Below are 12487 nucleotides of genomic sequence, written 5' to 3'. Positions count from 1 at the left end.
GGCATTGCGCCGCGCGGCCATCCGCGCGCGACACGATCACGTTCGGGTATTTTCATCGGCCTTACGGTTTGCCGTCAGACCAATAGACGCATGGCCGCGCTAGTGACGACGTCGACGCATGCTCGGTATACTGCCCCGGCCGCCGTGCGACGCCGCGAAACCGCGCCGCCTGCACGGCAGCTTCGTCGCGAAGCATCGCGCTGTACGTCAGCGCATCGCGCTTCGCCCGTGCCTCACCTTCCCATGCATGACCGGGAACGCCGACGATCGGATCATGAAAAGACTTCTCCTGCTTGTCCCAGCTGTCGCCCTCACCGCCACCCTCGCCGCTTGCGGTTCGTCGGGCGGCCCCGCGCGCGATGCGTCCGCGCCGCTCGTGTACGTGTCTTCGTCACGCACACCTGCGTCCATCGCCGCCTGCCTCGAAGAACGTCTGCCGCGAGTGCGCACCTCGCACGCCGGCGCCGCGACCGAACTCGCGGTCGGTGCCGATTCGCACAACTCGTACTTCGTCACGCTGACCCCGCTCAACGGCAACACGGTCATCAAGGTCATGCATCCGGCCAATGCGCCCGACGATCCGCCCGAAGAGGAAATGCGCTTCGATATCGCGCGCTGCGCGACCTGAGCGGCGCGGCGCGCTTGAACGCCGTGCGCGTCATGCACGGAAGACCGATGCGCGAATTTTTATCTCGCGCATCGGCTATTTTTTTACGCGCCCATCTGCGAACATAGCCGCCCTTTAGTTTTCGCGCGGCACGTGTGCCGCGAGTGTCGATGGCATCCAGCAAAGCGCATCATGCGACCGGTTTCGCAGCCGGCATCATCGCGGCGGCGATCGTCGCGCGCAGCGGCGGCGGTCCGTTTCATGCTGGCGTGCTGCTGAGCTTCATCGCCGGCGTCGCCGGCAGCACCGCGCCGGACTGGCTCGAAGTCGCATGGTGGTCGCGCGCGCGGCGGCTGTGGATCACGCATCGCACGTTGACGCATTGGGGCATCGGCTGGCTCGCGCTGCTCGCGGTGTCGTATCACACGCTCGGACATTCGATCTACGCGGCGCCCGCGTTCGGCTTCGCGTGCGGCGGCCTCATGCATCTGCTCGCCGACTGGCCGAATCCGCTCGGCGTGCCGTGGATCGCCGGGCGACATTCGTTGAATCTGTGGAATAGCGGGCACTGCGATCTGATCGTCGTTGCGGCGTCCTGGGCGGCCGCGTGGATTATCGGCGAGCATGTGTGGCTGCATGGCATGCATGTGTTGCCGTGGTTGCGCCATTGGCCGATCGGCTAGGCGCAGCGATGCAATCGGCCCGGCGCGCGGGCGCGGCGGCTAGCCGCGCATCATTGCCGTCCATTGTCGGTGCGTTCTCCTTCGCGGACCTTGCCTTGCGATACGCTGCTGCCCGGCGGCACGCTATGCGTGAGCCACACGTTGCCACCGATCACCGACCCGCGCCCGATCGTCACGCGTCCGAGAATCGTCGCGCCCGCGTAGATCACGACATCGTCCTCGACGATCGGATGCCGGGCGTTGCCCTTGATCAGCGTGCCGTCCTCATCGGCCGCGAAGCTCTTCGCGCCGAGCGTGACCGCCTGGTACACGCGCACGCGCTCGCCGATGATCGCTGTCTCGCCGATCACCACGCCGGTGCCGTGATCGATGAAAAAGCTCGGCCCGATCGTCGCGCCAGGGTGAATGTCGATGCCGGTCGCCGAGTGCGCGATCTCGTTGATGAAGCGCGCGAGCAGCGGCACGCCGAGCCGATGCAGCGCATGCGCGAGCCGATGATGCGTCATCGCCCACACGCCCGGATAGCACAGCAGAATTTCGGTGATGTGCTGCGCGGCGGGGTCGCCGGTGTACGCAGCCTGGATGTCGCTGACGAGCAGCGCGCGTATGCCCGCCAGTTGCGTCGCGAACGCGCGCGCCACCGCGAACGCGCGCTCCCGCAACTCGGCGTCGGGCGTCGCACCGAACTCGGGCAGGAAGCGCAGCGCGCGGCGAATCTGTTCGGCGAGCAGCCGCAACGTGCTTTCGAGCGTGTGGCCGACGTAGTAGTCGACCGTCTCGTCGGTTAGATCGGGTGCGCCGTAATGCGTCGGAAACATCGCGGCGCGCAGACCGGCCACGATATTGACCACTGCTTCGCGCGATGGCAATTCGCGAATGCCGAGCGGATGCCGCGTGCGATGCAATTGCTCGCGCGAGGCGCGCAGGTCGGCGACGATCTGTTCAAGGCCCCAGTTATGGGAAGGCTCGTTGGGCATAAGGGACGGCGCCGCGCGGCGTGCACGGTTCGAAGTGGTTATCGAGCAGAGATTACCGCGTTTTAACGCTGCCCGCCCGGCAGCGCGCAGGTCGGCTCGGATTCATTGCGTCGACGTGAGCTGGCACGCACCGTTTCCTGACTTCATTCAGATAGTCAGACTGCTCGCGTCGATCCAGCGCACTGCCCAATCGCGCGCGTGCGCGATGGCTGCGGCTTCGTCGGAGAAGCGCAGTTCCGTGGGAAAGAAACGGTTAGCGACCAGTTCGCCGTCGCTCGAGCGCGAGATCACCACATACGGTTGCCAGGAGCCGTCGCCCGAGCGCGCCGGTTCGCAATTCAAAAGATAGCCGCGATGTGTGAATGCAGCATCGAAGTGCATGAGTCACCCGCCCCTGAAGCCCCGTAACATTTTCTCAGTCGCGCGGCCATTTGTTTGTTAGTTTTTCCGACCATGATGGAACAGCCGGAGCATGCCGCCAATTTATCCGCGCGTCGGTCGCAGGAGTAAGATCATACTCTGTAGAAAATACGCGTCCATTGAAAAAAACGAAATGAATCGCGGACGTCATCGCCGTTTAATCGCGAGGCAACGCCACTCGCATCGAAGGATGGCGGACAACGCATCGCGACTCTCGCGCACAGCGGCGCCGTGTCAGTCGGAACGGCTTTTGCTCTTTTGTTCGAATGTCCGCTTCAGGAGAATGCACGATGAACAGCGCGATCAGCAAACCCGAAAACGCCGGTACGAAGCCGGACCCGAAGGACCCACGAAGCACGGACCTGCACAACGACCGCACGCACGACAGCACGGTCGACACCGACGGCAAGAACCGCGAAGCGGCCCGCCTGGCGGGCCACGGCGCGATCTCGCCCGACGCGGTCACGACCAGCAATGCGACGCTCGACAACAGCGTGCCCGAGTCGCTCGATGGCATGGCCGGCTTCGACAGCCGGGTCGGCGGCAACCATCTGCTGCTCGCGCTCGAGCCGGGCTACGCGGTGATCGACAAGGGCATGGCCGAGCCGCTCGCCGCCTACTCGGCCGACCATCAGTACGACGACCCGCGTCCGGTCGGACAGCGCCACGATCGTGGCCGCATTCACTATGCGCTCAATCATTTGCGGCCCGCGCGCGTAATCGAATTACATCGGGTGAAATAGGCGCGCGTATCATCCCTTTATACGCGCGCGTTTGAATTACCGCGTTTATTCCGATTTATCAGGCAATCACGCAGCACGCACTGTTTTATTCTGGTGCGTGCTTTGCTTGGTTTAACGTTGTTCGTTTAACGGAGTTGCGGATGAAAAGAATCGTCGTCATCGGTGCCACGGGCACGCTGGGCCAGGCCATCCGCGCGGAGCTTCAGGCGCGTCACGAAGTGATCGAGGTGGGCGCGACGCGCGGGCAATATCACGTCGACAGCACGGATCCGGCGAGCGTCGAGCGGCTGTTTCGCGACATCGGCAAGGTAGACGGCGTCGTCACCGCGACCGGCAAGGTGCATTTCGGTCCGCTGGAGCAGATGAGCATCGAGCAGTTCTGGGTCGGGCTGCGCGACAAGCTGATGGGCCAGATCAACGTCGTATTCGCGGCGCTGCCGTATGTGAACGACGGCGGATCGTTCACGCTGACGAGCGGCATTCTGGGCGACGAGCCGATCCCGCAGGGAGCGAGCGCGACGACCGTCAATCTCGCGCTCGAGGGCTTCGTGCGCGGCGCCGCGATCGAACTGCCGCGCGGGCTGCGCATCAACGTGGTGAGTCCGACCGTGCTGACCGAGTCGATGGAGGCTTACGCGCCGTTCTTTCGCGGCTTCGAGCCCGTCAGCGCGCAACGCGCGGCGCTTGCTTATCTGCGCAGTGTAGAAGGGGCGCAGACGGGGCGCGTGTATCGCGTGGGGTATTGAACCTCAGTGAATCTCCGGCTCGCCCGAGCTATCGGGACCCACGCCGCCGCGCTGCAGGAAGTCGAAATCGCAGCCTTGATCCGCCTGCATCACGTGCGCCTGATGCAGGGCGCCATAGCCGCGCTCGAAGCGCGCAGCGGGTTTGACCCACGCGGCCTTGCGGCGCGCGAGTTCTTCGTCCGATACCAGCAGATTCAGCCTGCGGCGCGGCACATCCAGCTCGATCAGATCGCCGCTTCGCACCAACGCCAGCGGCCCACCGACGAATGCCTCGGGCGCCACGTGCAGCACGCACGCGCCATAGCTCGTGCCGCTCATCCGCGCGTCAGAGATACGCACCATGTCGCGCACGCCTTTTTGCAGCAGCTTGCGCGGAATCGGCAGTTGACCCCATTCGGGCATGCCCGCGCCGACCGGCCCCGCGTGCTGCAGCACGAGCACGCAGCTTTCGTCGATGTCGAGTGCGTCGTCGTCGATGCGCGCGGCCATGTCGTCGTAGTCGCTGAACACGACCGCACGGCCCGTATGCACGAGCAGATGCGGCTCGGCCGCGCCGGGCTTGATCACGGCGCCGTCGGGCGCGAGATTGCCGCGCAGCACCGCGAGGCTGCTGTCGCGCAGTAGCGGATTCGTGCGGCGGCGGATCACGTCGTCGTTGAAAATGCGCGCGCCGGCAAGGTTCTCGCCGAGCGTGCGGCCGTTCACGGTTTTCTGCGCGCCGTCGATCAGTTCGCCCAATTCCGCGAGCAGCCCGCGCAAACCGCCCGCGTAGAAAAAGTCCTCCATCAGATAGGCGCCGGTCGGTCTGATGTTCGCGAGCACGGGCGTGCGGCGCGCGATCTCGTCGAAGCGGTCGAGCGTCAACTCGATGCCCGCGCGCCGTGCAAGCGCGATCATATGCACGACCGAATTGGTCGACCCGGACAGCGCGACGCAAGTCGTCACCGCGTTATCGACCGATGCCGCCGTGATCAGGTCCGACGGCTTCAGATCCTCCCACACCATCTCGACGATACGCATGCCGGTTTTCGCGGCCATCTGCGCATGCCGCGAATCGGGCGCGGGAATCGACGCGAAGCCGGGCAGCGTGAAGCCCAGCGCTTCGGCCGCGCTCGTCATCGTCGATGCGGTGCCCATCGTCATGCAGTGACCGGGCGAACGCGCGATGCCACCCTCGACGCCCTGCCAGTCGTCCGGCGTCAGCGTGCCCGCGCGCAGTTCGGCCCAGTAGCGCCATGAGTCGGAGCCCGAGCCGAGCGTCACGCCGTTCCAGTTGCCGCGCAGCATCGGGCCGGCAGGCAGAAAGATGGCGGGCAGATCCATCGAGATCGCGCCCATCAACAAAGCGGGCGTGGTCTTGTCGCAGCCGCCCATCAACACGACGCCGTCGGCGGGATACGAGCGCAGCATCTCCTCGGCTTCCATCGCGAGGAAATTGCGGTACAGCATCGTGGTGGGCTTCTGGAACGGTTCGGACAGCGTCTGCACAGGCAGCTCGATCGGAAAGCCACCCGCCTGCCAGATGCCGCGTTTCACTTCCTCGACGCGCTGCTTGAAATGCGTGTGGCACGGATTGATCTCGCTCCACGTGTTCAGAATCGCGATGACCGGCTTGCCCGCGTATTCGTCGCGGTTGTAGCCCATCTGCGCGGTGCGCGAGCGGTGGCCGAACGAACGCAGATCGTTCGCCCCGTACCAGCGATGACTACGCAATTCCTCGGGGGTCTTTCTCTTGGTCAACGTCTACTCCACGATTGGCGCCGACCATGCGTCAGCGCCTCTGTTCTTTCACGCGGGACACGATCTGCGTCGGGCTCACGAATTGTAGTGCGATCAGCACCCAGATCAACGTGATCGCCATATAGATCATCGCCATCGCATCGATCGATTGCGGCGCGCGCACGCCGGTCGAAAACACAGCGTAATACAACGCGACCACCAGCGTTTGCGTGGCCGGACCGGCCGTAAAAAACGTCAGCTCGAACATGCCGATCGTGCGCACCAGCACGAGCAGCCCCGCCGCCAGCATGCCCGGCACGAGCAGCGGCAGCAGCACGTAACGGAAATAGCGGAACGTGTTCGCGCCGAAAATGCGCGCGGCCGCTTCGAGATTCGGATCGATCTGCTCGATGAACGGCGTCATCACGAAAATCACGAACGGCAGCGCCGGTACGAGATTCGCAAGAATCACGCCCCATAGCGTGCCGGCGAGTCCGACCTTGTACATCGCGGTCGCCATCGGAATGCCGTAGGTGACGGGCGGCACCATCAACGGCAGCAGAAAGATCAGCATCGCAAGGCGCTTGCCGCGGAATTGCACGCGCGCGAGCGCATACGCAGCCGGCACGCCGAGCAGCACCGAAAGCAGCACGACCGCGCCGACCACCTGCACGGTCACCCACAGCACGCTCGCGAGCTGGAAGTCGCTCCACGCCTGCGCATACCAGTGCAACGTGAAGCCTTGCGGCAACGCGGTGCCGAACCAGCGCGTCGCGATCGAATTCACCGCGACGGTCGCGATCAGCAGCACGACGTTGATCAGGAAGAACGCCATCACGGCCCACACCAGCACCTGCCAGATACGGCCCGGCAGGTTCGCGCGCTGACGCGCGTGTTGCGCGGGCTCGCGCGCGCCGTCGCCCGGCTGAGGCGCCGCGGAAGCGGAGGTGGACGCGGACCAATCGGGCTGCGTCGCGCGACGATCGGTCGTCATCAGCCTTTGCCTCCCGTTACGGGACCACGATAGAACCAGCGGCGCGCGCCGAGCAGCGCGGCGACCACCAGCAGTTGCACGAAGCCCATCACCATCGCGATCGCCGATGCGAGCGAATAGTCGTAGCTCTCGAACGCGGCTTCGGCCGCGGCAATCGACATCACGCGCGTCGGACCCGCGGGCGCGCCGAGCAGCACCGCCGACGGAAACACCGAAAACGCCTGCACGAACGACAGACACGCGGCCATCGTGAGCCCCGGCACGAGCAGCGGCAGATAGATGCGGCGAAACTGCTGCCACGGACTCGCGCCGAGCGTCGCGGCCGCGCTTGCGAGCGTCGGGTCGATGCCGGTCACGTACGACAACGTCAGCAGAAACGCGAACGGAAAGCCCGACACGATCAGCGACAGCAACACGCCCGTGAAGTTGTGCGTGAGCCGCACCTCTTGCGTGTACAGATGCAGCGCCTGCAACGCCTGCGGCAGCCAGCCGTGCGGACCGAAGTAGGTGAGCATGCCGTCGGCGATCAGCACGGTGCCGAGCGTCACCGGGATCACCAACAGCGTCGTGACGATCTTCTGATACCGCGAGTAGCGGCGCAGCGCGAACGCGACTGGCACCGACACGCCGACGTTGATCAGCGTGGCCGGCACCGACAGCTTCAGCGTAACGAGAATCGTCGGCCACATCGACGTGTCGGTGAAGAACGTCAGATAGTTGGCCCACACGCCGCCGCCGTTCATCGGCCGGAACGACAGCGCGAGACCATACGCGAACGGATAGATGAACAGCGCGACGATAAAGAGCAGCGCGGGCGCGACGAGCCAGGCCTTGGCATCGCGCGGCGCGCGGGACGTGAGCGGGGGGACAAGCGTCGGCGTGTTCATGCGGCCTCGGCGTCGTAGACGAGCACGCACGACGGCCGCACGCGCAGCGTGATGCGCTCGCCCTCCGCGCATTCACCGGTCACGCGCGCCCACACGTCGCCGAACGCGGTCTTCACGCGCAGCAGCGAATCGTGGCCGCCGTATTCGACCGCGTCGATCAGCGCCTCGAACGCGTTGTCGGCGCCGGGCTCGGCGCGCTCCATGTCTTCGGGGCGCAGCGCGACACTCACGCGTTTGCCGTCGAAGCCGGCCATCGGCGTGCCGATGAGCCGCACGCCGTTAGCGCTGATCACGACGCCATCGCCTTGCATGCCCTCCAGCGTGAACTCGGCGACATTGCGATAACCCATGAAGCGCGCGACATGCAGATTGCGCGGCCGCGTATAGACCTCCTTCGGCGTCGCGACCTGCTGCACGACGCCCTCCCTCATCACGACGATGCGATCGGCCATCGACAGCGCTTCGTCCTGATCATGCGTCACGTACAGCGTCGCGCGTTCGAGCTGCGTATGGATGCGGCGAATTTCCGCGCGCATTTCGATGCGCAGCTTCGTATCGAGATTCGACAGCGGCTCGTCCATCAGGATCAGCGGCGGCTCGATCACGATCGCACGCGCGATCGCGACACGCTGCTGCTGGCCACCGGACAATTGGCCGGGCAGCTTGGGCTCATGACCGGTCAGTTGCACCAGTTTCAAGGCCTCGCGTGCACGGCGCGCGATCTCGCTTCTGCCGACGCCGCGCATTTTCAGCCCGAAGCCGACGTTGTCCAGCACGCTCATATGCGGGAACAGCGCGTAGTTCTGGAACACCATGCCGAAGCCGCGCTTTTCCGGCGGCAGCACGTCGATGCGCCGCTCGTCGAGCCAGATGCCGCCGCCGGTGAGCGGCTGCAATCCGGCGATGCAGTTCAGCGCCGTCGATTTGCCACAACCCGACGGCCCCAGCAGCGCGATGAACTCGCCGCGCCGGATCGTCAGATCGAGACCCTGCAGCGCGGCGATCGCGTGGCCTTGCGCGTTGGTGAAACTGCGGCTCACCGAATCGAGCCGCAACTGCTCAAAGTGATGCTTCATGGCGGTTTCCTGATCCGCGTGAGGCGACGGATGTCGCGAGTGCCGCGCGTGCGGTGGGCGCGGCGCATCAGGCAGTTAAGCCGAGGCGCGTGATCGCTGAAAACACGCAGCTCGGCGGTGCCTCACGCCGCGCTGCGTTTCGCCTCGTTCTCCGTCGCAATGGTGAAGGCCTAACGGGTCTTCTGCGCGCCGATGTCGCTATCCCACTTCCTGAAGGCGGCGACCATCGCTGCTGCATTCAGCGGCAAAGCATGCGGACGATCGGCCAACAGCTTCGCGTATTCGGGCCGGCCATACTTTTGCAGTACCTCCTGGCTATGCGCGGGCGCCTGCTCGACGGAGACGCCCTTGATCGCGGGGCCAGGATAGAAGTAGCCGTCGTCGTAGGTCAGCGCCTGCTGCGCGGGCTCCAGCATGAAGTTCATCATCTTGTACAGCACGTCGAGCTTTTCCTTCGGCACGCCCTTCGGGACCACCATGTAGTGCGCATCGTTGACCCACGTCATGTTGTCGAACGGCTGTACGCGGAATTCGGCCGGCACGATGCCGAGCGCGCGCGGATTGATGTCCCAGCCGGTCACGGTCACGGTCATGTCGCGCGTGCCTTCGCCCAGTTCCTTCATCACCGCCGAGGTGCCGCCCGGATAGTACGGTATGCAGTCGTTCAACTGCTTCAGGAACGCCCACGTCTTGTCCCAGCCGTGCACCGGGTCCTGCGGGTCCTTGTCGCCGAGCACGTAGGGCAAGCCCATCAGGAACGTGCGGCCAGGACCGGAATTGGCCGGCCGCGCGTAGATCAGCTTGTCGGGGTGGGCCTTGCACCATTGCAGCAGTTGCTCGGGTGTCTTCGGCGGATCGCTGACCTTGGCCGGGTTGTATTCGAGCAGCGGACCAGCCGGCATATACGCGACCTCGAGCCCGTAGCCTTGCGCGAGATCCTGCATCTTGCGCGGGCCCGGCGCGAACTTGTCGAGCACGCCGGGGAACTGCGCCGCGTTGTCGGGCAGCAGCTTGATCCACAGGTTCTGTTCGATGCCGGCCGCGAGCGCGTCGGTGCCGGTCAAAACGAGGTCGATGTCGGAGCGGCCCGCGCCCTGCATCGCCTTAATCTTGCCGGGCAATTGCGGCGCGGGCGCGTTCGTGAACGTGATGTTCGCGACGAGATTCGGATTCTTCGCCTTGAACGCCTCGAAGCCCTTCTGCGTGAGTTGAAGATCGCCGGCCACGTCGACGATATTGATCGTGACCGGATCGGCCGCGTGCGCGGCAAGGGTGAACGCCGCGCTCGCGGCGATACAGACGGATACCAGCTTGAACGACAACCTGTGCGAAACAGTCATTGCGTCTCCTCGCTTCTTGGTATGGAAGCCCGCTGGTCGATACGTTGCGGGCGGTGTCTTTCTACCAAGGGAACATAGCGAAGCGCAACAGCCGATGTCAAGCAAATAGTCGAGAGCGTGGGTCTGGCGAGAAAATGCTCGTTTTACCTGAAATCCTTGTCGTTCAATGCCCGGCACCGTGGGTTAAGGGCAAACCCGAGCCCTCGCCGCGATAGCAATACATGTTGTCTGGTTAGCGGACAACCGCTCAACCTCCGCGCACGCCCTGCGTATTGACGAACAGCGAATACAACCCGTGGCTCGCCGCCATGAACAGACGGTTGCGATTCCGTCCGCCGAAGCAAACGTTCGCGCAACGCTCTGGCAACGCGATGTGGCCGAGCGGCTCGCCTTGCGGGCTGAACACGCGCACGCCGTCGAGCTCGTCGGTGCCCATGCCCCACCCGCACCACAAGTTGCCATGCGTGTCGACACGAAAACCGTCCGGGGTACCCGGACCCGCGTCGATCAGCACGCGATTGTTCGACAGTGTCGTGCCTTTGCCATTGGCCTCGACATCGAATACGCGGATCTTGCGCGGCTCGCCGCGCGATTGGACCACGTACAGCAGCGATTCGTCCGGCGAGAACGCGAGACCGTTCGGGGCGAGCACGTCGTCGATGACCATCGACACCTCGCCCGACTGGCCGTCGATCCGATACACGCACGCCTTCAGTTCGGACTGCTGCTGCTCGCCCTCGTAGAAACCTTCGATGCCGAAGGTCGGGTCGGTAAACCAGATCGAGCCGTCCGATTTGACGACCACGTCGTTCGGCGAATTGAAGCGCTTGCCCTGATAGCGATCGGCAAGCACGGTGATCGAGCCGTCGTACTCGGTGCGCGTCACACGCCGCGTCAGGTGCTCGCAACTGACGAGACGCCCTTCGCGATCGCGCGTATGGCCGTTCGCATTGTTCGACGATTGACGGAACGTGCTGACCGCGCCCGTCGTTTCGTCCCAGCGCAGGATGCGGTCGTTCGGAATGTCGCTCCACAGCAGATAGCGGCCATCGCCGAACCACACCGGCCCCTCCGACCAGCGTGTGCCCTGATACAAGCATTCGACCGACGCCGACGCGATGATCAACGACTTGAAGCGCGGATCGAACACGCGGATGGAAGAATCGGGATAGCGTCGGCTGTGATCGGTCATGGGGTTGTCTGCGTGTCGGAGCGGTTCGATTGGGTGGGCGCGAACTCGCGCTCGAGAGCGAGCAGCGTGCGCGCGGCCTGCGCGATCTTCGCATGATGCTCGCGCGGTGTCGAACTGAGCAGCGGCTGCAGCGGCCCCATCTCGGCGAGGCCCGTGAACGTGATTGCATCGTGCAGCACGCGGATCAGTGAGATGTCGTTGCGCAGCGTTTCGAGCGGCATGAACGCATCGTACAGACGTTGGGCGGTGTCGTGATCGGCGCTACCGGCGCTCCGGCTGCTTTGCACCGCGCGCAGCAGCGCCATCACCATGCTCGGCGCGATACAGCCGCTTCCGGTCGTCCACGCTGCGAGTCCGAACTCGCGCAGATGCACGAGCGCCGGCCGCTCGCCCATGCCCGATACGATCTTCGCGGCCGGCACGCGTTGCAGCAGCCGGCGCAGATACGGATCGTCAGCGGGGTTGTCGCGCGGGATCGCATATTTGACCGCGCTCAGCGTCCCACACTCGACGAGCCGCGCGAGCGTATCGACAGCGACGTAGTTTTCGCTCTTGATATACAGCGTGAGCGGCATGCCGGCCGTGTCGGCGATCCGCGTGAGGCCCGTCTCGACGCCCTCGGACGTCGTGAAGCCGCCGAGCGGCAGCACCATCGCGGTGCGGTAACGCGTCTGCGCGAGGATGCGTGCCTGATCGAGCATCTTGCCGTAGTCGGGACCTAGCGCCGGAATCACGCGTGTCCCGGGACCCACGGCCTCGGCGAGCAGGTCCAGCAACTCGCGGTATTCGCTGACCGCGACGTGATAGAGGTTCGCATTGCCGCCATACAGTAGCGTGCGTACGCCGCCCGCTTCGATATGGCGGATCAGCGCGAGATTCTGGGCAGGGTCGAGCGTGTAGTCGGCCCGGCGCGCGAGCGGCGGCACGGCCATGACCGACGCGGCGAACTCGCCGTCGCGGAGCGGTGATTCGTTCATGATGGTTGACGCGGAAACGCGCTAGGCGGAGGTTTCACGGTAGCATCGGCATCACAATGTTGTCAAACAACTTGCGCGTGACGATCGCCAAACATCCCGCCGGCGGCGAATTGCGCGGGAGGCAGT

General features: G+C 64.9%; 13 protein-coding genes. 4 read left to right on the top strand and 9 right to left on the bottom strand.

Features of this window, described 5'->3' with window-relative positions; all coding sequences use genetic code 11:
• The first annotated feature begins 118 nt into the window (after positions 1-118).
• Both HDG39_RS16880 and HDG39_RS16875 read left to right on the top strand, forming a co-directional pair.
• A complete protein-coding gene (locus HDG39_RS16880) occupies positions 119-628 on the top strand; it encodes a hypothetical protein (RefSeq protein WP_184007058.1) in 510 nt (169 codons plus the stop codon).
• A gap of 149 nt (positions 629-777) precedes the next feature.
• A complete protein-coding gene (locus HDG39_RS16875) occupies positions 778-1290 on the top strand; it encodes a metal-dependent hydrolase (RefSeq protein WP_184007057.1) in 513 nt (170 codons plus the stop codon).
• Positions 1291-1340: 50 nt separating this feature from the next.
• Here HDG39_RS16875 and epsC read toward each other — a convergent pair whose 3' ends face one another.
• Both epsC and HDG39_RS16865 read right to left on the bottom strand, forming a co-directional pair.
• On the bottom strand, positions 1341-2267 hold the full coding sequence (gene epsC / locus HDG39_RS16870; protein ID WP_184007056.1) for a serine O-acetyltransferase EpsC: 927 nt from the start codon (positions 2265-2267) through the stop codon (positions 1341-1343).
• Between the two features lie 147 nt (positions 2268-2414).
• Positions 2415-2648 (bottom strand): hypothetical protein, encoded by a 234-nt coding sequence (locus tag HDG39_RS16865; protein ID WP_013092363.1) that lies wholly within the window; start codon positions 2646-2648, stop codon positions 2415-2417.
• Between the two features lie 329 nt (positions 2649-2977).
• Here HDG39_RS16865 and HDG39_RS16860 point away from each other — a divergent pair, with 329 nt between their 5' ends.
• The gene (locus HDG39_RS16860) at positions 2978-3430 is read left to right on the top strand and encodes a DUF3005 domain-containing protein (protein ID WP_184007055.1); all 453 of its coding nucleotides are present in this window, start codon (positions 2978-2980) and stop codon (positions 3428-3430) included.
• A 140-nt stretch (positions 3431-3570) separates the two neighbouring features.
• A complete protein-coding gene (locus tag HDG39_RS16855; protein WP_184007054.1) occupies positions 3571-4176 on the top strand; it encodes a short chain dehydrogenase in 606 nt (201 codons plus the stop codon).
• A 3-nt stretch (positions 4177-4179) separates the two neighbouring features.
• On the opposite strand, the gene araD is transcribed toward HDG39_RS16855, so the two are convergent.
• From araD to HDG39_RS16820, 7 genes are all read right to left on the bottom strand, one after another.
• Entirely contained in the window at positions 4180-5916 is a 1737-nt protein-coding gene (gene araD, locus HDG39_RS16850) for an L-arabinonate dehydratase (RefSeq protein ID WP_184007053.1), read from the bottom strand.
• A gap of 31 nt (positions 5917-5947) precedes the next feature.
• Positions 5948-6889 (bottom strand): ABC transporter permease, encoded by a 942-nt coding sequence (locus tag HDG39_RS16845; protein ID WP_184007052.1) that lies wholly within the window; start codon positions 6887-6889, stop codon positions 5948-5950.
• On the bottom strand, positions 6889-7776 hold the full coding sequence (locus HDG39_RS16840; RefSeq protein ID WP_018423602.1) for an ABC transporter permease: 888 nt from the start codon (positions 7774-7776) through the stop codon (positions 6889-6891). Before HDG39_RS16840 ends, HDG39_RS16845 begins: the two co-directional genes overlap by 1 nt.
• Entirely contained in the window at positions 7773-8852 is a 1080-nt protein-coding gene (locus HDG39_RS16835; protein ID WP_184007051.1) for an ABC transporter ATP-binding protein, read from the bottom strand. Before HDG39_RS16835 ends, HDG39_RS16840 begins: the two co-directional genes overlap by 4 nt.
• A gap of 170 nt (positions 8853-9022) precedes the next feature.
• Entirely contained in the window at positions 9023-10192 is a 1170-nt protein-coding gene (locus HDG39_RS16830; protein WP_184007050.1) for an extracellular solute-binding protein, read from the bottom strand.
• A gap of 247 nt (positions 10193-10439) precedes the next feature.
• Positions 10440-11384, bottom strand: coding sequence for an SMP-30/gluconolactonase/LRE family protein (locus HDG39_RS16825; RefSeq protein ID WP_184007049.1), 945 nt, complete (start codon positions 11382-11384; stop codon positions 10440-10442).
• On the bottom strand, positions 11381-12361 hold the full coding sequence (locus HDG39_RS16820; protein ID WP_184007048.1) for a dihydrodipicolinate synthase family protein: 981 nt from the start codon (positions 12359-12361) through the stop codon (positions 11381-11383). Before HDG39_RS16820 ends, HDG39_RS16825 begins: the two co-directional genes overlap by 4 nt.
• Positions 12362-12487 lie beyond the last annotated feature (126 nt).

The sequence above is a fragment of the Paraburkholderia lebeckiae genome (assembly GCF_014201005.1).
GTDB classification, from domain to species: domain Bacteria; phylum Pseudomonadota; class Gammaproteobacteria; order Burkholderiales; family Burkholderiaceae; genus Paraburkholderia; species Paraburkholderia tuberum.
Note: the sequence above shows the minus strand (reverse complement) of the source record. Positions and strands in the feature narration are given on the sequence as shown.